We start from the raw sequence: 22,439 nt of genomic DNA, 5'->3' as shown, positions 1-22,439 counted from the left end.
ACCGTTTCGGGGCACCCGTTATCCGTCCCTGAGAACGCGCGACCCCCTTTTTACCGCGACTCGCCGTAGCCTCGACTGCTCATGACAGTAACAGCAGTCGCAGACGGCGTGTACACGATACAGTTCGACCACGTCCGCGTGTTCGTCCTCGAAGACCGGCCGACTGGCACGACCACGCTGGTCGACGCGGCGTTCCCCGACGACGGCGACGAGCTGGTATCCGTGCTGGACTCGGAGTTCGGCGGCGTCGACCGTCTCATCATCACCCACGGCGACGAGGGTCACTTCGGCGGAACGCCCGCGGTGTTGGACGCGTTCGACCCCGAACTTCTCGTCCCCGGCGGGGCGAAGGGGTTCTACGACGCGCTCGACGTCGAGGCCGACCGGCACTTCCGCCACAACGAGATACTCGACGGCGGGATTCGAATCGTGCAGGTCCCCGGTCACACGGTCGCGAACAGCGGCCTCCTCTTGGAAGACGAGGGCGTCTTCATCGCCGGCGACGTACTGGAGGGCTCGGACCGCCGCGGCCTCCCACCGGGATTCTTCGTCCCGCCCGCGGCGCAGTTCAACGACCTGAGCCACGAGGAGGCCGAGCGGAACCTCATTAAACTGTTCGACTACGACATCGAACGGGTCCTCGTGAGCCACGGCACGCACGTCGACGAGGATCCGCTCGGGAAGTTGGACGACTGGCTCATCGACCGCGAGTGGACGCTGTCGTACTGAGCGAGTTCGGGTTGAACAGGTCAGCGGTGCGTCCGGTCGGCGCACGCTCGGCCACACAGCGCCGACCGTGTTCACAACCCAAAACTCACAGAACTATTTGATGTATTGGTATCCGATACTTTTGGGTATCTACGATGGCGGTCCTGTTTGGTTACGCTGTCAGATACGCACCAATATCTACTCTGTAGTGTCTATCACGCCGATATTCTTGGTACAATCTATTTTCGAATTAGTGTTGCGAGTGCAGAGTGGATATTCGTACAATTTGGCCTATTTCTCCCGATGCAACGGTTACAAAGACGGTTTCTTGTCGTCAGATGGGGGGTTTGCCTGTGCCGGCTAAAAAATCTCCGATATAATATGATTTGATAAAAACATCAAAATTAGTATATTTTTTCTCTTGCCCCTCGGCAAGCGACTACTGACCCATGTTCTGATGGAGTCGAATCCGCTTCGGCTCGTTCCGTCCCGAGAACGCGCGGATTCGCACGAGGTGGTCGTTGGACTGGCGGCGGACCTCGCGCCCGTCGTCCGTGATGGTCCACTCCTCCGGTCCCTCGCCTTCGGTCACGCCGACAATGAACGAGGTGTTGCGGGTGTTCCGCCAGACTTTCCGAACGAACCGCTTGTCCGCGCCGCTCTGGAGCGGTTGCCCGCTCACCGGGTGGGAGTGTGCGCCGCCGGCCAGGCGGTGGTCGATGTCCTTGTGGAGGCTGGCCAGTCGCCGGAGGTGCGAGAAGAACTCCGAGGTAAACGAGATGGAGTCCGTGCGACTCCGGAGGAAGTCCGGATGGTCGATGGCGTGGTGGTGTCTAATCAGCCCCTGCTCGTCCGCGTACACCGTCGAGTAGACCTCTCGGCCCGGCGTCGCCGTGGCCTGAAACGTCAGTTCGTTCAGCACGTGTTCGGTCACGTCGACGACCGAGGGGTCGCTCGACGCGGGCGCGTCACCGAACGGGACGATTCCCGCACCGGCGTCGACATCGTCCGCGGGTGTCTCCGGGGTCGCCGCCGGCGACGCTGACGACCCCTCGGGCCGCGTCGCCGACGGCTCCGACGAGGGCGATTTCGAACCGTCACCGCTCGGCGAACTGTCGGCTTCGTCGCCCGAAGTCGTCCCCGCCGGGACCGGAAACTCCGCCGGGAGCGCCGTCTCGGACTCCGGTGCGGTCCGCGACGCCTCGTCATCGGACGGCACTCGGCCGCTCGGCGCTCCGTCCGACGAGGAGCGATTCGGTCCGCGCTCAGGGGCGGCCGGCCGGCTCTCGGGCGTCGCTTCCGCGGAGTTCGACGCGGGAGGCGATTCGTCCGACTCGGAAGGCGGCTGAGTCGACTTCCCCGAAGGCTCCGGGCGCGTACTCGCCGGCGCATTCGAATCGTCCGACGCCGCGTTTCCGTTCGGCGGCGCGTCGTCTCCCGCGCCGGGAGCGTCGTCAGCACCGCCCGCACCGTCGCCGCCGTCGGCTTCGGCTCCACGAGCGTCGCTCTCACCCTCCGCGTCGGGCTGGTCGTCGGTGGAACCGGCACCCGAACTACCAGCGCCCGGACTCGACTCGTCTTTTTCCGGGGTCGAATCGGCTCCCCGATTCGTCCGGGTCGGTCCGTCTTGGTCGGGCGTCGGGCCGGTCGTCGAGTCATCTGATTCCGCACCAGCCTGCGGTGCCTCCTCGTCGGGCGCATCCCCTCCAGTTGGCGGCGACGACTGCGACGAACGGGGCCGGGTGGACCCGCCCGACGCGCGGCCGCCGTCCGGTGTGGTCTGTGGGGTCGTCTCGTCGTAGGGCGTCGCCCCGTCGTCCGCACCGGGCGACTGCGGAGGGTCCTCACCCGACGACTCGGGCGGGGTGGTGGGCGTCGACTCGTCAGCGGGGGCCGAACTTCTCGTCGGTGTCGAACCGCCTCTCCCGGTCGGTCGTCCGTCGGCGTCGTCAGTCGATGCGTCACCGGACGGAGGGCTCCCCGGAGAGTCGTCGGACGACGCGGTCACGTGGTCGGGGAGGTCGACCGCCGACGCGAACACGAACCCCGCGACGTGAATCGCGGGGCGGTCCCACTCGACGACCTCGATGACCGGCGCGTAGTCGGACAGCACTGACCGGACGGGGCCGGTCCACTCGGAGGGTGCCGACGCGGCGATGAAGTCGGGTTCGGTCCGGGCCATCGGGTGCCGTGGCTCGCCCTTGTGTCCGCGGAGCGCCTTCAGGGTCCCTTGGCTCTCGCGTTCGGTCCCGGGTCGGTCCGACGCCGGGAGCGTCACGGTGCGGACGGAACCGACGCCGGAAATCCCGTCAGTCCGAATCAGCGCCGGGAGGTACCGGAGCACGTCCGAGAGGACGGCCTCGTGGTCCGGGGTGACCACGAGCAGTAGCTCGTACGTCCGGCCGAGTCGCTCGACGGTCGTCTCGTTGTTCGCGGTCCCGACGAGAACGGGACTCACGTCCCGACAATGAACGCCGAGTTCCTGCGGGATGCCTTCGAGCGTCGACGCCAGCGGGCGCTTGATGGGCGAGACGACGCCGAACGCGTCCGGGAGCGGCCGCGAGTCCGACGCACGCATGAGGTGGTCGACGATGACGGACACGTCTCGCTCGTCGGATAGGCGGCTCACTGAAATCGACGGCGGGTCGTTCGTGTCGCTCGCGTCGTCCGCGTCCGAGAGGTCCGAGCCGTCCGGGTTCGTCTCGGCGTTCGCGTCGTCCGCGTCGTCCGCCCCATCGAGCGAAGGCGCGCCCTCGGGCTGGCGGTCCGGTGGTTCGTCTCGGGTCGCCCTAAACGGGACCACCCTCCGAACGGCCCGTCGGAGCGCCCGCAGGCGCGGGCGGAATGCGGGCACCAGCCCGAAGAGACCGAGGTTCGGAGCGATGGCCGCCTCGACCGATTCCGGAGCGACGACCGCGACCACGCCCAGTCCGAGGAGCACGGCGGCCGTCACGCCGAGTGCGACCCAAAGGAGGCAGCGGCGTCGGCTGGTGCTGGAGTCGTTGTCGCTCGATTCGTCGGCTCGCTCGTGGTCGTCGGCGGCGGGTTCGACGACTGCGCTCAGTTCTACGAGTTGAATATCGTCTGTCATGGTCGGTGAAAACGCGCGTTCGTGGGTCGTCTGCGGGCGGTACGGCTTACTGCTCCGGGAGCGCCGGCTCGATGTGGTCGGCAAAGAAGCGCTCCCATCGGTCGACGGGGTCGCTCACGCCGAACTTCGCCGTGTGCGACTCCCACACCTGCCGGAGCGGCGACGATTCGTCGTGGATTTCCGCGTCGACGTACGCCGCGCCGGCCCGGCGGACGTGAGTGTGTATCCACCCCGCGTCGAGCGGCCAGAAGCCGACGACGTGGGCGTTGGACACGTCCGCGTGAATCGTCCGGAGGTTGTGGTGCTGGCCGAGGGTGACGCCGTGGGGCAAAACGACCATCAGGTCCGGTTCGGCCAGCGTCGGCACGGTCGCATCGGGCTCGATGTCCCCGTTTTCAATCGCCCACGGGGCCCACTGCTCGGCCGACAGCCACGGCGTGAGGCTGTTGGCCGCCCGCTGAATCGCGGGGTTGAGGTCCATCTCGGCGCGGCCGCCGATGGGGACCGTCGTCATCGCGGCGCTCCAGTAGCCGAACGACCGGTTCGCCACGTCGGTGTGGGTCGTCGCCGCGAGGAACTTCGCCAGTTCCGGCGGCACGTCGTCCATCCCGACCGCCTGCGACCGGTGGTCGATGAGTATCGCCGGCGCGTCCATGACCGCGACGCCGAGGCCGGCCAACAGCGCGTTCTGCGGGTTCTTGTACAGTCCGTCCGCGGTCTTGTGCGAGGGAACGACCACGTCGACCGTCTCCTCGAAGACGAGGCCGACGTCGACGAACTTGTAGGCCGGAAAGCCGGTCCCGAGCGACGACGGGACCAGCGCGTGGTCCGCGTCGTACGACAGCCTGAGCAGTTCGCGCTCGACTTCCGGGGCGAGCATCGGCGTGACGTCCTCGATGCGAAGCGGATTGCGCCCGAGTCGGACGTCCTGGACGAACCGCGTCGGAATCGACGTTCCGAGCATCTCCTCGGCGCGGGAAATCCACTCGCGCCGCACCACGTCCGCGAGCGTGTTCGGCGGGAAGAACACGCCCACGCTGTTCTCGTCGTGGTCGTCGCTGTCGGCGCTCGGTCGGTCCGCCGCCGCGTTCGCCTCGACCGCGCCGCCGCCCGCACCGTCGGTGATGACCGCGTCGTCGTTCGACTCGTCGGTGCCGCTCCACGGAACCGCGCTGCGTACGTATTTGGATATGTTCATGTGTGGCTCCGTGAGTAGTTATCTGAGGCCGGACCCCTCGACCTCGCGGTCGCCTTTTTTGCGTTTCGTCTCCGGTTCGGACTGTCCGCGACGGCCGAGGGCGAAGCCGATGACGGTCGTCACCGCGCCGAGAGCGACGACAACTCCGCCCGCGAACCACGTCGGCGACAGCAGGTTCGCCAGTCGGACCGCGCCCATCGAGGGAAGCGACGACTCGACGTCGCTGTTCAGCTGTCGCGCCGCCCGGTAGCGCTTCCGGTGGTCCGAGAGCGTCTCCGGGGTCTGGGCGCGCAACTCGGCGGCGCGCTCCGTGAACTCGGCGGTGTCGGCCGTCGCGTAGCCCTTCGCTTCGCGCTTTTCGATGAAGCCGACCGTCGCGTTGAGGTTCCGCGCGGTCCCGTCGGCGTAGGCGCGGGCGAGGGCCGCGGTCGCCTGCTTCTCCGCGACCGACCAGTGGTCGGCCGCGGTGTCGTAGTTCGCTCGCGTGTAGCTCAGGTTCCCCGTCTCGATGCGGTTCTGGACCGTCTGGAGCGTGCTCGCCTCGACCGAGACCATCGGTCGGTCGTCGAGGCGGCGGAGCTCCGCGAGTCTGTCCTTCGCCGCCTCACGGGCGTCGAGCGCCTCGTCCGCGCTCACCGAAGCGGTCGGGGGACCGGACAGTGCCGCCGGGCCGGTGTCGGCCGTGACGACTGGGACGGCGACCGCGAACAGCGAAAGCACGACGAGCGCCGCGAGGGTGGCGCGGACGACCACCGTCGTCACGGATGGCCGCCGCTCCGTCTCTTCGGACGCGGGGGAGGGACACCCGTGCCCGCGCCGTGAACTCATGTCTGATTTCAGAGTGTTCGAATTCGATTCCGTCGATTTGCTGGGATGGGTTGAGTCGTTGGTCATCGTAATATGTTGTGTGTTGGTCTTGTGGGGGCTCTCGTGACAGTCTTGATTTTGTCTTCTCGTCACACAATTTGATTGTATGACTGTAAACAAATATCTTGCGTGTGACATAATTGGCGCTATTTTGTACCCTGCGTATACAGTTTATATGCGTATACAGTAGTGCAAAATCGTATGACATACACGATGACAAGAACTATCTCACCGTTTGACATACCGGCGGTCATGACGAAAGACGAGATACTCCAGGCCCGCGTCTCGAAGCGGGTCAAGCAACAGGTGGACGAGATCGCCCAGCAGAAGAACAAGAAAACGTCCGAATACGTGCGGTCGGTCATCAAGGCGAACCTCACCGACGACAGCGCGTCGGTCAACATCCCGAAGCTGTTCGAAGACGACCTCCGTTCGATTGCGCGCGACACGGGCGAGCGGACGGGCGTGTACGAGGCCATCGAGGCACAGGTCTGGGAGACGATCGCCGACGACGCCTTCCGACAGGAGGTTCGGCGGCCGGTGTTCGACGCCGACGGCGTCGTCACCATCGCCGGGCAGGGGTCCTCGACGTCGGTCGGCTACTGGCTCGCCGACCGTCTCCGCGACCGCGGCATCCGGTCGCAGGTCCGCAGCGGCGTCGAAGCCATCCAGATGCACTCGTCGGCCGACGACACTATCCTCGCCATCTCGCGGAGCGGGAAGACTGATTCTATACTCGACCTCTGTTCGAACCAGCAGGCGACCGTCGTCGCCGTGACCGACCCGGACAGCCCGCTCGCGGAGCGCGCCGACCACGTCGTCCCGCTTCCGAGCGTCGAAGAGCGAATCGACATCTACGCGACCAAAAGTCTCGTTGCCCAGCTCGCCGTCCTGCAGGTCGTCTTCCTCGACGACTACGTCGACATCCAGCGGTTTCAGGCGCGGTTTCGCGCGCTCGACGAGTTCGTCGACGGCCAGTTCAAACAGGGCGACGACGCCGCCGGCCTCTCCGGCCAAAGCGATATTCTCGCGGCCATCGAAGAACTCCAGCGGCACAACGACCTCCAGAGCGACCCGATATTCGGGACGCTCGGATCACAGCGCGGCCTCGGCAACGAGGCGCAACTCAAGCTCACGGAGTTCCTCCACGTCCACGCCGAGTCGACGCACCTCCAGAACATCGTCCACCGACTGGTCAACGTCCTCCACGGCGGTTCGAGCTACCTCGTGACGGCGATTCCGCAACAGGGCTCCGCGACGTACCGCGAGTGGAACGACGTGCTGTTCGGCGACGAAACCTCCGTCTGGAACGTCCTCCAGTCCGCGGACTTCGACCAGAAGGTCCCGCTCATCGCGTTCACGCTGAACGGTGGACCCGCAGAGCAGGCCGTCCGCGAGCGCTCGCTGTACGGTCGGAACGGCCTCGTCCGACTCGACGCCTACGCCGTCGAACCGGAGGCGCGGGACCTCATCCTCTTCGCGGCGATTCAGCTGTTCGCGTACGGGGTGCTGTGTAAACTCTGGCTCCAGGACCCGGCACTCCAGTCCCGGGTCATCCAGAGCATTTACAATCCGGCCGAGAGCACCGATGAGGAGGTGAACTAACGTGCCGAACGACGGCTGGAACGCCGACTACTTCGACGACGAGTTCGACGAGCCGGACCCGTGGGATTTCGGTTCTTCGACGTACGAGCAGCGCAAGTACCGCCGCCAGAACCGCGTCATCGAGAGCCACGTCGGCTCGCCGGAGTCGATTCTGGAGATTGGCTGCGCCGAGGGCGTGCACTCGGAACTCCTCTTAGAACGCTTCCCCGACGCGGAACTCCACGGCATCGACATCTCCGAGGCCGCCGTCGAGCGCGCTCGGGAGCGGACCGATAGCGACCGGGCGACGTTTTCCGCCGGCGAGGCGAGCGCGTATCTCGACTCCCTCGATGAGCAGTTCGACGCCATCGTCTGGAGCGAGACCATCTACTATCTCGGGGACACGATGAGCGTCCCAGAGTTCCACCGTTTTCTCGACGTGGTCGCGGGCCTGCTTTCCCCCGACGGCGTGCTCTGTATGGCGAACATCGTCGGCCAAGACGAGGGGCCGGAAGCGCCGCTCACCGAGGTGCCGATTCTGGACGCCTACAAGACGCTCCTCGCCGCCCGATTGGACCGGGTCCACGAGGCGCGCTACACCGAGCACAAATCGGAAGACGACGCCGAACACACCTACGAAGTCCTCGGCTACGTACCGAGCGCGTAACTGCCTTTTCGACCGCTTTCAGTTTGGGCGCACGGCGACCGTCAGGGCCGTCCGCGAGCGCGGCGTCGCGATTCGAACGTCGACGAGGACGGCGACGACGGCCGTCTCTCCCGCGCGCTCTTGAACGACGACGCCGTCGTCGACGACGCAGGGACCGAACTCCCGGTACGGGCCGTCGGGACAGTTCCTGAGCGCCCACCCGGCGGCCGCGGAGTCGTTCGTCCTCAGCGCGACGCCGCCCCCGCCGGCGTGCGCGCGCTCGACGCTCGCCAGCGCGGGGTCGAGTCGCGAGCGGAAATCCTCGACTGCAGCGTCTCTCGCCGCCCAGTCGTACCGGCCCGCGACGCCGGCGGCCGCCATTTCGACTCCGCTATCGGTCGTCTCAACGACGTCGTCCAGCGGCGGTGGCTCGGTGGTTTCGACCACGCCGGCGAAGCCGAGTTGCGCGTGGACGACGAGGAGCGCGAGCAGGGCTACGGCGACGACCGCACCGGAGACGAGCACCAGTTGCCCTCGGTCGTCGTTCGGTGTGCCGACCCAGCCGTCCGGGTCGGCGGCGGACCGACTCACGGGTACCACACCTCTACCATCGCGGTACAGCGCGGGACCGTGGCGGTCGCACTCCCGACTCGTGCGGTCTCCGGCGGCGGCCGACCGACCGAACCGACGTCGGTTCGGAGCGAGACGAACGCCCCGTTCGGGAGCCCCGCCGAAGCGACCTCGTGAAGCCGCGCCGCTCGGGTGTCGAAGTCGCCCGACGAAGCGCAGGCCGATCCGAGGAGTGTTCCCGTCGCGCCCGCCGGCACGGACGCCACCAGCGACGCGGCGTCCGTCGCCTGTCGCTCCAGCGAGTCCGACTCGGAAGCCGGCGTGGGTGGCACGAGTGCGAACCCCGCTGCGACGGCGAGGACGAGTAGGGTCGCGATGGCCGCCTCGACAACTGTCAGCGAGAGCTGTGCTCGGTCTCCCGTCCGGTCGGAGGCGTCGTCTGTACGGCGACGGCTCAACCGCCGCGAACGCTCGCCGTGAGGCTCACGCATCGACGGTCACCTCGATTCGCACGACCGTCGAATCAAACGCGGTTGCCGACGCGTCGACGCTCCCGGACGAGTCAGACTCGGCGGTTTCGACTCGAATCACTGGGCTCGCGCGAGACGACACCTCGACGACGCGTTCCCCCTCGATTCCGGTTGGTCGGTGGAGGACGACCCTGTCGCCGACCCGAACCGTCTGAACCGTCGTGTTCGACCCGGGATTCACCTCGAGTCGGACGCGGTTCGTCCGCCCGTCGAGCGTCGTGGTGGTCTCCTCCGAGAGATCAATGGTCCCACCGACGGTCCGTCGACTGACGGCGAGCGCACCACGGCTGACCGTGTGGCCGCCCGACAGGTCGCCCCGCTCGGCTATCGTCCGGTCATCGACCCGGACGCGGAACGCGACGCCACGGAGAGACGGAACGGCGGCGGCGAGTTCGGTGGCGTTCGTGTCGTTCGCGAGCGCCATGTCGATTGCCCCGGCCGCGCTCCCATCGTCGGACGAGACCAACGGGGATTCCGTGACCAGCGCGTCGGCGGCGCGCTCGGCGCGGTGCTGTTCGAGCGACTCGCCGGCCGCGTCCGCGAGGGCCCGGTCGGCGGCGACGACGGCCCCGACCGTGACCGCGGTCACGAGTACGAGCGCCACCGCAAGTCCGGCGAGCGTCGTCTGGGCGCGCGCTGTGGGCCGGTTACGGTCACCCATCGGTACCTCCCGACACGGGTTCGTTCGCGAGTTCCAGCGTCGCGCCGTCGTCCTCGACGACGACGCGGACGACGCAGTCGTTTCCGCTGTCCCACGCGCCCGAGACGGTCACCGATTCGGGAAGCGTGACTGGAACCTGCCGGTCGAACGCGTCGTTCGGGTGGTCGAGGACCAGTGCCGGGGCGGTCGCGTTCGAGTCGCCCCCGAACGTAGCGTTCGGGACGTACGCGACCCGATAGGCACTCCCGCGAATCGCGCGGGGGAGGTCCACGTCGGCCCGTCTGGACCCGCGGACCGCCGACTCGGGGACGACGGCGTTCGATTCGACCTGTTCAGTCGCCGTCGCGAGCGTTCGGTCGGTGAGTTCGTGACCGACCGCGGCGCGGTGGTCGGGGACGACGCCGCCGAACAGCACAGTGGTCAAGAGCCCGATGAACAGCACGGCGATGGCGGCTTCGAGCGCTTTCCCGACGACGGGGACCACGGCACGGTCGGCGGTGCGGCGGGCAAGCTCGGTCGGTGACGGGGTCGACCGGCGGGGCGCGTCAGCCACGGTCGACCACCACGGCAAGGTCGTATCGAGCGACGGTGAGCGTCCGGTCGCCGGAGACGACGGCGACGACGCTCTCGGTGCCGTCGCCGTCGAAGTCGGCTCGGCTCGTCTCGAACCCGCGGCCCTCGAACGCGCGTTCCCACGCGTCCGGGGTCGCTGTCTCGACGGCGACGGTGTACTCGTCGCTCGGCAGGTCGGACACGGCTCGCGTCGTTCGCGTTCGGAGCGCCGCACCTCCGCCGAGACCGCCGCCGTCTGTGGCCTCGGCAGTCAGAACGGGCACCGTGAGAAATGCTGCGTCGCCGGCGAACGACAGCGGGACGGGCGTGACCAGCGAGGCCGCGTCGCCGGTTCCGCGGACGACCGCGCCGCCGACGAACGCCACGCGTTGGCCGCCGAGGTCGGCGACGTAGCCGTCGGCGTCGTAGGTTCTGTTGGTCCCCGTCTCGGGGATGACTCGGACTGTCCTGTTCACCCGCGAGAGGTCGCCGTCCGTGACGCGAACCGGGTAGCTGTCGTTTGCGCCGGCGACGACGCCGTCTCGGAGCGACGACAGCCCGTCCGCGGCGGCGTCGGCGTCCGCGGTGGCGATTTGGGCGTCCACGAGCCCGCCGACGCTGGCGGTCAGGAGGCCGATGGCGACCACGCCGATGCCGAGCAGGAGCGCGACGCCGACCACGTTCGCTTGGCCGCGGGTCGCGGTCATATCAGTCCCACCCCGGCGTAGACGAGATAACACGCGATGACGAGCGCGCCGGAGTGGAGCAACGCCTCGTAGCGCCCGCGGCTGGCCGTCCCGGAGAACCACCCTGACGCGAGCATCGTCGCCTGCGTGACGACGTACATCCGGTAGCGGTCGCGTTCGAGGTCCACCGCGCCGGCGTTGATGGCGAACGACCCGCCGGTCGAGAGCGTCGAGAGCTGGGCGAAGCCGTCGAAGACGTGGACGTTGACGGCGACGGTGATGCCGATGACGAGGAGCGCGGTCGTCCAGCCGACCGCGACGTAGACGAGCAGTCCCGACCGGAGCGCGCGCTTTTCGTGGTAGAGGCGGCCGATTTCGGTCTGGAGCGTGTCGAAGACGGTCCCCGTGTCGCTGCCGCCGTCGAGCGCGCCGACGACGAGGCCGATGGTCTGTTCGGCCATCGGCGTCCCGACGCGGTCGACGAACCGCGCCAACGCGGCCGTTCGGAGGTTCACGTCGGTGCCGGAGCTCGGCGCGGTGAACCGGAGGTTGAGCGCCAAGTCGGCCACGTCCGAATCGAGCGGCCCGAGGTCCACGTCGCGGCCGACGCGCTCGACCGCGTCCCCGAAGGGTCGACCGAGGCTGACGTGCCCCGAGACGGCGTGGACGAAGTCCTTCAACTCGCGGTCCTTCGCGTCGTCGAGGCGGGCGCGGCGGACGCCGACGAGTCCGACCGGGGCCGCGTAGGCGACGTAGCCGACGAGCGCGACGCCGACGGCGTCAGCGCCGGCGAGGGCCGCGATGCCGGCCACGACAAGCCCCGGAAAGACGAAGACGACGGCCGCGCTGGCCGGGTTCGACAGCGCCGAGTCGAGGACGCGGAACGCACCGGTCGGCCGGCCGTACTCGACCGATTGGTCCGGCGGCCGGAGTCCGGCGACGAGCACGCTCGCGCCGAGACCGACGCCGAGGATGAACGCGGCGCTCGCGTAGACGACGATACCGCGCGTGGTCGTCTGCCCGAGCGGCGTGACGACCGGCGCGGAGAGGCCGGGCGCGATGACGCTCATCACCGTGAGGACGATGACGAGCAGCGACGGCAGGACGAGGAGGACGATGAACAGTTCGGCGAGCAGTTCGAGGAAGCCCTCGGCGCGCTCGCGGGCGCGGTCCTGCCGGTGGCCGAGCATCCGGCTCTCCATCCGCAGGTAGTTCCGGAGCGCGTCGTCGCCCTGTCCGGCGTGCTCGCGGAACTTCAGGAGGAACGGCGCGAGCATCCCTTCGGAGGGCGTGTCGCGGGCGACGCGACGCAGGCCCTCGTTCACGTTGCCGGTCAGCGAGGCGGTGTTGAGGACGCCACGGAAGGCGACGGCCGTCTCGCCGTAGGCGTCGGTCTCGGCGACGCGCCGGAGCATTTCGCGGGGGCCGTCGCTCCCCGACGAGAGGACGTGCAGGTAGCGGACCGCGCCGGGCAGGGTTCGCTCGATGTTCTCCCGGCGGGCGGTCGCTCGCCAGCCGAGGTACCGCCCGGCGACGGCGAGAACGACGCGTCGCGTCGCTACTGCCGCCCCGAGCGCGAATACCCCGGCTACGGGGAGTCGGGGAACGACGGGTATCGGGACGTGTTCGAAAAACGGGAGCACCGCGCGGAGGACGGAGAGTGCGGCATCTATCGCCGAGTCGGGAACCGCGAGGAAGACGAGCATCGTCGGGAACGCGACGAACAGTCCGACCGCCCACGCGAGGCCGTAGGCGCGAGCGAGGTAGAGGTCGAAGCTCATCCGCATGTCGGTGCCGCGGTAGCGGCGGCGGTCCCGGTCGTGCCGGGCGGCGTCGACGTGCCGGGCGAACAGCGCGTACAGCGCCCTGTCGAGGACCGAAAGCGAGCGGACGCGGCTGACCCGCCGCTCTTCGAGTCCGGCGTCGAAACCGGTCACGGGTCGGCCTCGCCGTCAGCGTCGGAGTCGACGTCCCGCGTGTCGTCGGCGTTGGCTCCGCCGTCGGCGGTCCGCTCGGCCATCCGCCGGCGGACGCGCTCGACCGTCGCGGCTTCGTCGGTTCGGAGGTCCGAGAGGAAGCCGAACAACCGGTCCACGTCAGTCACCTGCTCGCGGACGAGGTACTCGACGTAGCGGTGCTTCCGGTGGAACTCGCGCTCGACGGCCTCCACGTCGCGGTCTGTGGCCTCGGCGATGCGGTGGAACAATCGGATGCCGGCGCGTCGGCGGTCGTCGCCCAACTGCGGGTGCTCGTACGAGAGGTCGAACGAGCCGTCGGGCGTCCGCCGGCCGACCGTGTTCCAGTGGAGCGTCCGCCCGTCTTTCTCGACGACGCCGCGGCGACCCCACGTCTCGTCGTACTCCGACTCGGGGACGAGTTCGACCACCTCGGAGACGTACCGCTCGCCGTCGACCTTGTGCGGGAAGACGACGAGGTCGAGTTCGCGGAGGAGGTACGGCGGGAGACCCTGTTCGATGACACGGTTGACGAGCGTCTCGATGTCGGCGGCGTGAGTCGTGCCGATGACGCCGTGGCCGGTGTTGAGCGTCTCGGCGAACGTGGCGAACGACTCGGGCGTGTTGATTTCGGCGATGACCTCCACGTCGGGGTTGAGGTAGTTCGCCTCGGTCATCAGGTCGGCCATCGAGACGCGCTTGAACTCGGACTCGTGGTCGCGCGTCGTCAGCGAGACGCCCGTCTCGTGGGGGAGGTGGACCTCGCGGGAGCCCTCGTCGATGCTGATTGGTCGGTGGTCATAGGGGACGAACGGCATGCACGCGTTCATCAACGTCGTTTTTCCGACCCCGGTCGACCCGGAAAAGAGCACGACGCGATGGTGCTCGTAACAGAGCCACAGCAGGGTGACGAGTTCGGTCGAGACCGAGCCGCTTTCGACGAGGTCGACCGGCGTGAGCACGTCGCCGGTCTGTTTCCGAATCGAGACGTGCGGGCCACCCTCGGAGATGACGGGGAGGGCGACGGCGCAGCGAATCGTCTCGTCGGTGTCGGCCGACGCGGGGTCGCCACCGACCGCGCCGGGTCGGAGGTTCACCTTCGCGCTCGGGTTCGAGGCGTTCAGTTCCACGCCGTCGGCGGCGGCGAGTTGAGTGACGACGTTCGTGAACTCGGTCTCGTCTTCGAAGACGAGGTTCGTCGGCACCCGCAGGCCGCCGTGGCCGGTCACGTCCGCCCGCGGAATGACTTTGACCCGTTCGCCGACGCGGTTGGCCTCTACGTCTTCGAGGTTCGGGTCGCGGATGGGAACGGTGAGGACGCCCTCGCCGACGTAGTCGCGGAGGACGTAGTAGACGAGGTCGTCGAGGCGGTCCTCGGCGAATCGGCGGTCGACCGGCGGGAGCGCGAGACCGTACTCCGAGAGCGCCGCACGGACGCGGAATCGCGTCGCGTCGACCCATGCGCGGGTGTTGCGGGCGGTGAGCCGCCGCGAGAGGAACTCGCGGGCGCGGTCACGAACGAAGTCGATGCGGTCGGCGACCACGTCGTCGACGTTCGCTTCCCAGATTCGCTCCTTGCACTCCTCGATGAGTTCGGCGTCGCCGGGGACGAGGTCAGGTTCGAGGACGGCGTACTTCGTGGCGAAGTGGTCGTCGCCGAGGAGTCGGTCGCGGTAGACCACCACGTCCACGTCGTAGCCTGCGAAGGGGACAGTGTAGTGGTCGACCCGCTCGGCGGCGATGCGGTCGGCGAACGTCACGTCGGAGTCGAACGTCGTTGTCGCCGGCGCGAAGTCCTCGGTGTGGACGACCAGCCGCTCGGAGCCATCGCCGCGGCCGGCGTCGACGACCTCGATGCGCTCGTCGAGCGCCAGCGGCGTGACTTCGCCGAGGAGCCGCAGCTCGGACAGCGCGTGGTGTTCGACGCGTCTGCGGGCGGTCGGCGTCAGGTCGAGCAGGCGGTCGAAGATGCGGCGGTACTTCGGCGAGAGGCCGGTCTCCGCGCGAGCGGCAGCGCCCTCGCGGGTGAGCGGCCGCCGGCGGACGACGGTCGAGAAGTGGTCGCGGACGGTCGCCAACGCATCGACTTCACGCGCGCCGAGCGTCGGCTCTCGGACCGCGTAGTCGAAGCCGTGGTCGGCGTCGCTGATAGTGACGACGGTGTCGGAGGCGACCTCGTACTGCGACCGGACGGTCGGCGCGTACCACGCCTTCGGGTCGTCAGGGGGAACGGGCGCTGGGACCGCGCCCGCCGCCGCGGGAGCCGAGGCGGCACCGAATTCGAGGGTGGGAGTGGGCTGCTCCGACCCGTTGTTATCGCCTTGGGTAGGCATACACCGTGGTTTGCCGAGTATTCATATTTAAGAATTTACTGCAGCAGGTTGCTGATGAAAAACCGAAACGAAACCGCCAAACACACCGTTAAACGGCTCTATACTCCGGGATGAGCAAGTCACCCATCACGTTACTAGTTACGATATTGAACAATGTTTGGGTACGTGGTTATCAAAAATGGAACCGAAAGGATTCGGTCGCAGTTCTCTGAACCCCCTCCCTACTCCTCCTGCAATGCCGGAATCCGAAGCACCACTTCGGTCCCGCCCTCGTCGTGGGCGTCGAACGTGACCGTCCCGCCGAGTTGGTCGACACCCCACTTGACCAGCCAGAGACCGAGGCCGCTCGCGTGTCGGAGTTGCGTCTCGCCGTGGGCGTTGATAGCGGCGAGTTCGCTCGACCTGATACCGGGGCCGTTGTCCTCGATTCGAATCGCGAGTTCGTCGCCCTCGTGGGTCGTCGTCACCGTGACGACCGGCGTCGCTGCTGGGTCGTGTTGGACGCTGTTTTCGACGAGTTCGCGGACGATGGGTTCGAGCGTGGGGGCACAGACGAAGTCGTGGTCGGGAAGGTCGTGGACTCGGACGTTCGCGTGGGCGAACTCGGTTCGGATGGCGTCCGCGGCGGCCCGTATCTGGACGGCTGCGGGGAGGAGACGGATGTCGCCGTTGCCGTCGCCGTCGCCCCCACGGGTCGCGCCGAGTTTGCGCGCCTTCTGGCTGATGTTGACGAGCGTCGACGCGTGGTCGTGGAGGGTTTGGGCGTGGCCCCGCGCGTCGTCGAGTTCGCCGGCGTCGATGTCGTCCAAGACGAGGTTCGCGTAGCCTTCGAGGAGGTTCGCCTCGGTCCGGAGGTTGTGTCGAAGGACGCGGTTCATCACCTCGAGTTGCTGGAGGTTCAGTCGGCGGTCGGTCACGTCGCGGAAGACGAGCGCGTGGCCGATATCGCGGCCGTGGTGGTCGGTAAAGGCGTTCGTCCGGAGTTCGAAGTACCGGTGTCCCGACCCGAGCCTGACGGTGAGGTGGTCCGTGTCCCGCTCGTCGGGCGAGAACTCCTCGATAACGTCGCTGACGGGGTTGCCTTTGAGTTCCGCGGCAGGGTCGCCGAGGATTCGCTTGGCCGCCTGGTTCGCGTCGGTGATGCGCCACTTCGTGTCGGTGACGATGACCGCGTCGGTCATCGTCTCGACCACGCGTTCGCGGGCAACCCACCGGGGGACCGGCCGGGCTTCGAGGAGTTCGTACCGGCTGACGGCGACGGTACACGCGAGGCCGGCGAACGCGAACGCCGCGGGGGTCATGTCGATTGCCGCGCCGTACAGTTCGAGAAACGTAGTGGCGACGTTTCCGAGTACGGGCATCAGCGTCCCGAGGATGAGTGCGGTGGCTTGGAGTCGGTAGATGTTCGGCATGTCGAGTGCCGTCCTGAAGATGACGACCGCGCCGGCGAGCCACAGCAGGTAGCTGTACCCCAACACGACCCAATACAGCGGCCCCCACTCGGTCTGGAGGACGGTGATCGTCCGACCGATGGCGGGGACGACGCTGACCGAACTCCACATCAAGTGGTGTGCGGGGTTGGTCCAGACGGCGACGAGGCCGGCTAGCGGGAGCACAGAGAGCGCGAGGAGCGACGCCGGTGCGGTGTAGCGGTCTCGACCGGCGTAGGAAAACGAAAAGAGAAACCACGCGAGCGGGGCCGCGAGGACGCCGACCCACTGGAGGTTCGCGAGCGTGAGTTTGAGCGTCACGTCTTCGACGAGGAGTTCGAAGAGGTAGCCCACCGACCACCAGCCGCTGGCAAGTGCGAGCACAGCGAGTCCGGTTGCCCCGGGCATCGCCCGCCGCCGCCACGCGAATAGGGCGACGTAGCCACTTACCGCCCCTGTAATCACCATCAATCCGATGATAATAAACACGAGGGGGGTCGGCTGTGTGAGGAGTTGGATGCCAAGCGTTCTCCCGAACACCTGCTGTGCAACAACCCCTCCCTCGGTGCTCAGAAACACTACCGTCACAATTCCACAGCGAGTGACAAAAACATAGTTGTAGTTATAGTGACACACCGGTGCGGGGAGCCACGACTCCGTTATGTCACGCGAGCGCCCCGCCGGTTCCGACAACCGAAGCGACGACCGCGACGCCGACGGCCATCAGCACGCCCTCGCCGTCGCGGAGCGTACAGAGTCGCTCGACCGACCGGGAGGACCCGGTGAGCGCGTAGGTAATCCACGTCGAATAGGCGACCGAAGGAAGGAGCGCGACCGGAGCCCACGCAGGGATGACGCCGACCCACGCCGCACCCGAGACGAGGCCGAGCGAGACGAGTTCTAGCCCGTAGAGGCTCAGTTGCGTGCGGCGGACGCCGACGACCGTCGGCAGGGTCTCGACGCCGTTTCGCGCGTCGCCGGTGACGTCGCGGACGTTGTGGACTTCGACCGAGATGGCCGACCGGAGGAAGAACCAGCCCGCCGCGACGGCCGCGCCGGCGGCGTACTCGGGCACCGTCGCGGCGACCGCGAGCGGGACGAAGCCGACGAGGACCGCCCACGCGAGCGAGACCGACGCCGTGTTGACGAGGAAGATGTCTTTGAGCCGGTCGACGGAGGGGAGCGGGACGAGCGGGGCGCTGTAGAACACCGCGATGACGCCCGGAAACAGCGTCAGTCCGAGGCCGTAGACGCCGCCGTGGCGGACGGCGAGCCAGAGCGCGCCGACGACCGCGAGCGCTGAGAAGGCGGTGTACAGCCGCTGGTGGGACGCCACGAAGGCGGTCCGCTCCGCGTAGTTTTCCGCGTCGGCGTCGAGGTCCGCGAGCTTATCGAAGTTGTAGATGCCGACGGTGATGAGGAAGCCGACGACGAGAGCGGCGTTCGGCGTGATTCCGGCGAGCACGGACGCGACGAACACCTCGGCGATGGTCGATGCGCCGAGGAAGACTGAACTGTGGACAACCGCACCGTACAGGCGAGGTGTAATGATTCGCATTGCACCTTCGTGTCGTGGCGCAAGTGGATTAGTTGTGCGCCAGACAACATTTTGTTCCGGTTATCCGGTTTCCGGCTGCGGTCGAACGTGTTCGGGGCCTCGCTCATTCGGCGTCGGCGCCTAGCGGGACGTATGGAGACACGGACAGCCGAGCGGACGGAGCGGAGAGAGACGGACGCGGCGGGAACGACAGAGGACGCGACAGAAGGGGCCTCGGAGACGGCGGAGACGGCAGACCCGACAGCGACCCCGGAGACGACAGCGACGACGGTCGAGGTCAACCTGACCGGACACGTCAGGTCGGCCGTGGGCACTCATCGAATGGAGTTCACCTTCGCGGGCGAGACGCTCCGAGCGTTCCTTGAGGCGTTCTTCGAGGCGTACGACGTGCGCGACCTTGTCATCGCGGAGCGCGAGGCGGACGCGACGACGCGGGGGTGGGCGCGAGTGGAACAACCCCCGGGCACGTGGCGGAAGAACCCGGAAGGGGAGCAGACGCGCCCCTACGCTCGCGTCCTCGTCAACGGCGTGTTCAACGAGAACCTCGACGGCTTCGACACGCGACTCGAAGACGGCGACCGCGTCGCGCTCATGAAGCCGTTTCTGTACTGTGTGTGAGTGGGGCGTCTGCGTGGGGTGTCTCATCGTGCGTGGTCACGGTCACGAATTCTTCCGCTGTCCGACCGCCGCAGGACTAACGTCCCCCGCCGACAGATAGCCGCTATGTCATCGCCCTCCACGGACGACTCGATTCGCGAACGCGGCCCGGACGAGGCGTTCTGCCGCGATTGCGGCGCGGTCATCGACGCGCGCGCCGAAATCTGCCCCGAATGCGGGGTCCGCCAGCGCGACCCGCCGAAGTCGTCGGTCGATTCGGCGCTCGACGACCTGTTCGAAGGCGGCAATCCCTTCGTCGCGGCGGTGCTGTCGGCGATTTTTCCCGGCCTCGGACAACTGTACAACCGCGAGCTCGAACGCGGCCTCGTCTTCGCGGTCGGCTTCATCGTCGCCTCCGTCTCGGTGATGGTCATCATCGGCTTCCTCCTCGCGCCCGCCGTGTGGCTCTACGCGGTGTACGACGCCTACACGCGGGCCGAACTCCGGGCCGAGGAGCTACGGCGGGAGGCCGACCGGGAACGCGAGACGGAGATTTCGGTCAGCGAGGAGCAGGACGACGAGCACGAGGAACGCGAGGAATAGACGCGAAGGTTCTGGAAAACCGAGTTCGATGGGTTTTGTCGTTTCACGGGTGGCCGCTCTGGAGTCCTCGGTAACCGAGACTAACCAGACAACGTGGCTCTGTTGAATTCATCTGGTGCTGATAGTTTTCTGAAGGTGTGCTGAATACAGGGCGCAAGTCGGTCACACGGCGTGCTCGTTTTCGATGGAACGCACGGAGTGGCCAGTTTCGGGACAGGAGATACTTCCCCCTCGATTACACGGTCACGACTGCCACTCCTTGCTGGAGGAACTGTCCGGAGTCGAGTTCCTCGACGATGAATTCGGCCAAGTCGTCCCTCGTCGTCGTACTACTCTCCGGGTCACTGTACCCGACCGTCGCCCGATAGTTTCCGGAGCCCGTGTCGTCGCTCAACCCGGACGGTCGAACAATCGTCCAGTCGAGGTCGGTCTCCACGACGATGTCCTCCATACGCTTCATATCCGCGTACACCCGTCGCAACAGGACGCGTTTGATGAGTAACTCGTAGAAGACGGCGTTGTTCGAATCCCAGCCCGGATACGTGCCCCCAGACGAGATGGCGATGAGCCGTGAAACGTCGTGTTCGGTCATCGCCTGAATGATGTTCGTGATGCCATCAGAGTACAACGAGACACGGCCGAGAACAGACTCCTTGCCGATCGTGGAGACGACCGCGTCCGAACCCTGTAGTGTGTCGGCGAAGGAATCGTAGTTCGTGACGTCGCCCTGCTCCACGGTGAGTCGGTCGTGGTTCACGTCGAGTTTCGAAGGCGTCCGCACGACCGCCGTCACGTGGTGGCCATCGTCGAGTGATCGGCGGACGACTCGCCGTCCGGTTCGGCCCGTTGCTCCGAAGACTGCAATGTTCATACGCCGTGGTCGGGCTCATCGTAGAAAGCGAGACGGGGTTCGGTTGACCCCGCTAGTGAGGACGCCGACCTATTGCACTCGTGGTTTGCCACCCAATTACCAGAATCCAATCGAGAGGGTTGCTGCATACACCCTCTGTATCGGTCACGCCGGTACTGACAGTTGATTAGTAACTCATAACGATGGTGCTGAACAGAGGGCGCGAGTCAGTCAGTCGAGGTGACAGAATCAGTAGCGTATAGTGATGGATGCATTCATCGGTCGATTGTGACGAATGACCTCTCTCGTACTGTACGCCTCAACGGATCGAACCCGGTGAACGAGACTCCTGCGTTACGGCCTGGTATCTCTCTTTCTGCGGTCAGCTCCGGTCTCAGCTCATCACGGACGCCGACTCCTCGTCCACGCCGTCTTCGGCCGAACTGATTCGACGGCCGTAGACGAGCAGCCAGAGGATCAGTAACACCTCGCCCACGAACGTGAACACAGCGAGTTCGAAGGTGTAGCCAGCAAACAGCACCCGTCCGAAACTATCCACCACGTAGCCGATGCCAGCGAGAGCGAGGAGCATCCCTAACACCTTCGGCACGTAGCCCGAGGGGTACGACTGGACAGCCGCAGACTTGTACAGCAGATACCCGACCAACACCAGATGGAGACCGACCAGAATCAGTGCGCCGTCCCAGATGTTGTAGAACGCCTCGATGCTCAGTAGTGCTTGCGTGGACTGTTGCTCCGTGGTGAACCCAGTCCCGGTCGCACCCAGAATCTGCGGGACACTCATGAGCTGACTGATCGCGACGACGAAGATGCCAGCGAAGACGGCTCTGAGCCACCCAGAGAGGAGTGCGATGCCAGCGTGTACCGGCTTGAATACTGTGTACAACGCCCATGCGACGGTCAAATCGAGTATGGCGACTGCGAAGAGGCTCGCGATGCCGAGTCGGAACGTGCCCTCGGCACCCAAGATAGCGGTCGCCGTTCGAGTCGCGTCCCCCGGCGTGACGAGCCCGTCCAACACCACGAAATTAGCGAACACAGCGAGGGGAGTCATCAGCAAGAGAGCGAGTCCAGCGATCACGCTCGCTCGCCCGACGGACGTCTCGGTTGTGGACGGTCGATGATACTCGACGCTCCGCTCCTGATCTGGGGTAACAGCTGCTCCAGCCATTCGTCTCTGGAGGTCTCGCACCAGCATAACGGTGCCCTAGCGCGTCCGAAGACGTCCGCTACCCGAAACGAACCCACGTCACGAGCGGTGTGAACGGCTCCCCTCGGACCGAAGACGGTGGTGCGATACAGCCCGGCCGGCCGTTGCCGTACCGAACAGATGAGAGCGGGGGACAGCCCCCGGGTTCCGGTGTCGGCCGGAGCCGGCGGAACGCTTAGCATCATCTACGTCGTACCGAACGGAATGGACTCACGGTCGGACGAGCACCTGCTGACGGGATCGGGGCGCTCCACGAGAACCGGCCCGGCTGGCTACCCGAATACGATCGAAGACCCGTCGACAGGGGCGTCCATCACGTTCCTCGAACACGGTGCCGACGAACAGGGCGCGTATTTGCTGATGGACGGCGTTCTTCCGCCGGGAACCGACAGCGGGCCCGCACGGCTCCACCCACGGGCGGAGGCACACTCGGAGGTGCTGTCGGGTCGAGCCGAGGTGATCGTTCGCGGTGAACCACACACCCTGCTCGCCGGTGAAGCGCTGACCATCGCCCCCGGAGCGCCCCACAGCATCCGAAACGACGGTGCTGATAACCTTGTCGTCCGGACGACGCTCCGTCCGCCCGGGGAGTTCGAAGCCGCCATTCGGGCACTCTACGAGGCCGGCGCAGGGAGGCAACCGGATCTGTTCGCGGTGGCGGCAGTTCTCTCTCACTACCGAGCGGACGTGCGTCTCGCAGGACTCCCGTGGGTGATTCAGCGACCGCTCCTGCGTGTGTTCGCTGGCCTCGCGACGATGCTCGGTCGGAGTCCACTCTCGTAGCCCCCG

At 66.8% G+C, this 22,439-nt stretch carries 20 protein-coding genes; 6 read left to right on the top strand and 14 right to left on the bottom strand.

Features of this window, described 5'->3' with window-relative positions; translation table 11 throughout:
• The first annotated feature begins 81 nt into the window (after positions 1-81).
• The gene (locus C5B90_RS04670; protein WP_199517437.1) at positions 82-729 is read left to right on the top strand and encodes an MBL fold metallo-hydrolase; all 648 of its coding nucleotides are present in this window, start codon (positions 82-84) and stop codon (positions 727-729) included.
• A 418-nt stretch (positions 730-1,147) separates the two neighbouring features.
• Here C5B90_RS04670 and C5B90_RS04665 read toward each other — a convergent pair whose 3' ends face one another.
• Genes C5B90_RS04665 through C5B90_RS04655 form a run of 3 tightly spaced genes read right to left on the bottom strand, consistent with a single transcriptional unit; the run spans position 1,148 to position 5,759 of the window.
• Positions 1,148-3,799: a hypothetical protein gene (locus tag C5B90_RS04665; RefSeq protein ID WP_115879484.1), complete on the bottom strand. Its 2,652-nt coding sequence runs from the start codon at positions 3,797-3,799 to the stop codon at positions 1,148-1,150.
• Between the two features lie 46 nt (positions 3,800-3,845).
• A complete protein-coding gene (locus C5B90_RS04660) occupies positions 3,846-4,997 on the bottom strand; it encodes a hypothetical protein (protein WP_115879482.1) in 1,152 nt (383 codons plus the stop codon).
• A gap of 18 nt (positions 4,998-5,015) precedes the next feature.
• Positions 5,016-5,759 (bottom strand): hypothetical protein, encoded by a 744-nt coding sequence (locus C5B90_RS04655; RefSeq protein WP_233511890.1) that lies wholly within the window; start codon positions 5,757-5,759, stop codon positions 5,016-5,018.
• A 357-nt stretch (positions 5,760-6,116) separates the two neighbouring features.
• On the opposite strand from C5B90_RS04655, the gene C5B90_RS04650 reads away from it, so the two are divergent.
• Both C5B90_RS04650 and C5B90_RS04645 read left to right on the top strand, forming a co-directional pair.
• The gene (locus C5B90_RS04650) at positions 6,117-7,469 is read left to right on the top strand and encodes an SIS domain-containing protein (protein ID WP_115879478.1); all 1,353 of its coding nucleotides are present in this window, start codon (positions 6,117-6,119) and stop codon (positions 7,467-7,469) included.
• Position 7,470: 1 nt separating this feature from the next.
• On the top strand, positions 7,471-8,115 hold the full coding sequence (locus C5B90_RS04645) for a trans-aconitate 2-methyltransferase (RefSeq protein WP_115879476.1): 645 nt from the start codon (positions 7,471-7,473) through the stop codon (positions 8,113-8,115).
• An 18-nt stretch (positions 8,116-8,133) separates the two neighbouring features.
• Here C5B90_RS04645 and C5B90_RS04640 read toward each other — a convergent pair whose 3' ends face one another.
• The 9 genes from C5B90_RS04640 to C5B90_RS04600 all read right to left on the bottom strand — a co-directional run bounded on the left by C5B90_RS04640 (position 8,134) and on the right by C5B90_RS04600 (position 18,369).
• On the bottom strand, positions 8,134-8,685 hold the full coding sequence (locus C5B90_RS04640) for a hypothetical protein (RefSeq protein WP_115879474.1): 552 nt from the start codon (positions 8,683-8,685) through the stop codon (positions 8,134-8,136).
• Positions 8,682-9,155 carry a hypothetical protein gene (locus tag C5B90_RS04635; RefSeq protein WP_115879472.1) on the bottom strand — a complete coding sequence of 158 codons (474 nt, stop codon included), beginning with the start codon at positions 9,153-9,155 and terminating at the stop codon, positions 8,682-8,684. The genes C5B90_RS04640 and C5B90_RS04635 overlap by 4 nt, the downstream gene beginning before the upstream one ends.
• Positions 9,148-9,855, bottom strand: coding sequence for a hypothetical protein (locus tag C5B90_RS04630; protein WP_115879470.1), 708 nt, complete (start codon positions 9,853-9,855; stop codon positions 9,148-9,150). Before C5B90_RS04630 ends, C5B90_RS04635 begins: the two co-directional genes overlap by 8 nt.
• Complete coding sequence (locus tag C5B90_RS04625; RefSeq protein ID WP_115879468.1) at positions 9,848-10,408, bottom strand: hypothetical protein; 561 nt, start codon at positions 10,406-10,408, stop codon at positions 9,848-9,850. Before C5B90_RS04625 ends, C5B90_RS04630 begins: the two co-directional genes overlap by 8 nt.
• Positions 10,401-11,114, bottom strand: a complete 714-nt coding sequence (locus tag C5B90_RS04620; protein WP_115879466.1) for a hypothetical protein — start codon at positions 11,112-11,114, stop codon at positions 10,401-10,403. The genes C5B90_RS04625 and C5B90_RS04620 overlap by 8 nt, the downstream gene beginning before the upstream one ends.
• Entirely contained in the window at positions 11,111-13,030 is a 1,920-nt protein-coding gene (locus tag C5B90_RS04615; protein ID WP_115879464.1) for a type II secretion system F family protein, read from the bottom strand. Before C5B90_RS04615 ends, C5B90_RS04620 begins: the two co-directional genes overlap by 4 nt.
• On the bottom strand, positions 13,027-15,381 hold the full coding sequence (locus C5B90_RS04610; protein ID WP_115879462.1) for a type II/IV secretion system ATPase subunit: 2,355 nt from the start codon (positions 15,379-15,381) through the stop codon (positions 13,027-13,029). Before C5B90_RS04610 ends, C5B90_RS04615 begins: the two co-directional genes overlap by 4 nt.
• A 221-nt stretch (positions 15,382-15,602) precedes the next feature.
• Positions 15,603-17,279, bottom strand: coding sequence for a histidine kinase N-terminal 7TM domain-containing protein (locus tag C5B90_RS04605; RefSeq protein ID WP_394337533.1), 1,677 nt, complete (start codon positions 17,277-17,279; stop codon positions 15,603-15,605).
• A gap of 196 nt (positions 17,280-17,475) precedes the next feature.
• Positions 17,476-18,369: a UbiA family prenyltransferase gene (locus C5B90_RS04600; RefSeq protein WP_115879458.1), complete on the bottom strand. Its 894-nt coding sequence runs from the start codon at positions 18,367-18,369 to the stop codon at positions 17,476-17,478.
• A 132-nt stretch (positions 18,370-18,501) separates the two neighbouring features.
• On the opposite strand from C5B90_RS04600, the gene C5B90_RS04595 reads away from it, so the two are divergent.
• Positions 18,502-18,987 carry a pterin cluster protein gene (locus C5B90_RS04595; RefSeq protein WP_394337527.1) on the top strand — a complete coding sequence of 162 codons (486 nt, stop codon included), beginning with the start codon at positions 18,502-18,504 and terminating at the stop codon, positions 18,985-18,987.
• A gap of 105 nt (positions 18,988-19,092) precedes the next feature.
• Entirely contained in the window at positions 19,093-19,569 is a 477-nt protein-coding gene (locus C5B90_RS04590) for a zinc ribbon domain-containing protein (protein ID WP_115879456.1), read from the top strand.
• Positions 19,570-19,804: 235 nt separating this feature from the next.
• On the opposite strand, the gene C5B90_RS04585 is transcribed toward C5B90_RS04590, so the two are convergent.
• Together C5B90_RS04585 and C5B90_RS04580 are read right to left on the bottom strand one after the other, a co-directional pair.
• Complete coding sequence (locus tag C5B90_RS04585; protein ID WP_058568519.1) at positions 19,805-20,440, bottom strand: NAD(P)-dependent oxidoreductase; 636 nt, start codon at positions 20,438-20,440, stop codon at positions 19,805-19,807.
• Between the two features lie 373 nt (positions 20,441-20,813).
• Positions 20,814-21,611: a DUF4386 domain-containing protein gene (locus C5B90_RS04580; RefSeq protein WP_058568518.1), complete on the bottom strand. Its 798-nt coding sequence runs from the start codon at positions 21,609-21,611 to the stop codon at positions 20,814-20,816.
• A gap of 243 nt (positions 21,612-21,854) precedes the next feature.
• On the opposite strand from C5B90_RS04580, the gene C5B90_RS04575 reads away from it, so the two are divergent.
• A complete protein-coding gene (locus tag C5B90_RS04575; RefSeq protein ID WP_158547211.1) occupies positions 21,855-22,433 on the top strand; it encodes a cupin domain-containing protein in 579 nt (192 codons plus the stop codon).
• Positions 22,434-22,439 lie beyond the last annotated feature (6 nt).

It is taken from the genome of Haloferax sp. Atlit-12N (assembly GCF_003383095.1).
GTDB lineage: Archaea > Halobacteriota > Halobacteria > Halobacteriales > Haloferacaceae > Haloferax.
This window is presented reverse-complemented; position numbering and strand designations above follow the sequence as displayed.

Excerpts from the sequence above, each read along its gene's own strand:
- C5B90_RS04600 (WP_115879458.1), bottom strand. The coding sequence starts at position 18,369 with ATGCGAATCATTACACCTCGCCTGTACGGTGCGGTTGTCCACAGTTCA.
- C5B90_RS04605 (WP_394337533.1), bottom strand. The coding sequence starts at position 17,279 with ATGGTGATTACAGGGGCGGTAAGTGGCTACGTCGCCCTATTCGCGTGG.
- C5B90_RS04665 (WP_115879484.1), bottom strand. The coding sequence starts at position 3,799 with ATGACAGACGATATTCAACTCGTAGAACTGAGCGCAGTCGTCGAACCC.
- C5B90_RS04595 (WP_394337527.1), top strand. The coding sequence starts at position 18,502 with ATGGAGACACGGACAGCCGAGCGGACGGAGCGGAGAGAGACGGACGCG.
- C5B90_RS04585 (WP_058568519.1), bottom strand. The coding sequence starts at position 20,440 with ATGAACATTGCAGTCTTCGGAGCAACGGGCCGAACCGGACGGCGAGTC.
- C5B90_RS04670 (WP_199517437.1), top strand. The coding sequence starts at position 82 with ATGACAGTAACAGCAGTCGCAGACGGCGTGTACACGATACAGTTCGAC.
- C5B90_RS04580 (WP_058568518.1), bottom strand. The coding sequence starts at position 21,611 with ATGGCTGGAGCAGCTGTTACCCCAGATCAGGAGCGGAGCGTCGAGTAT.
- C5B90_RS04650 (WP_115879478.1), top strand. The coding sequence starts at position 6,117 with ATGACGAAAGACGAGATACTCCAGGCCCGCGTCTCGAAGCGGGTCAAG.
- C5B90_RS04590 (WP_115879456.1), top strand. The coding sequence starts at position 19,093 with ATGTCATCGCCCTCCACGGACGACTCGATTCGCGAACGCGGCCCGGAC.
- C5B90_RS04630 (WP_115879470.1), bottom strand. The coding sequence starts at position 9,855 with ATGGGTGACCGTAACCGGCCCACAGCGCGCGCCCAGACGACGCTCGCC.
- C5B90_RS04620 (WP_115879466.1), bottom strand. The coding sequence starts at position 11,114 with ATGACCGCGACCCGCGGCCAAGCGAACGTGGTCGGCGTCGCGCTCCTG.
- C5B90_RS04610 (WP_115879462.1), bottom strand. The coding sequence starts at position 15,381 with ATGCCTACCCAAGGCGATAACAACGGGTCGGAGCAGCCCACTCCCACC.
- C5B90_RS04575 (WP_158547211.1), top strand. The coding sequence starts at position 21,855 with ATGGACTCACGGTCGGACGAGCACCTGCTGACGGGATCGGGGCGCTCC.
- C5B90_RS04660 (WP_115879482.1), bottom strand. The coding sequence starts at position 4,997 with ATGAACATATCCAAATACGTACGCAGCGCGGTTCCGTGGAGCGGCACC.
- C5B90_RS04635 (WP_115879472.1), bottom strand. The coding sequence starts at position 9,155 with ATGCGTGAGCCTCACGGCGAGCGTTCGCGGCGGTTGAGCCGTCGCCGT.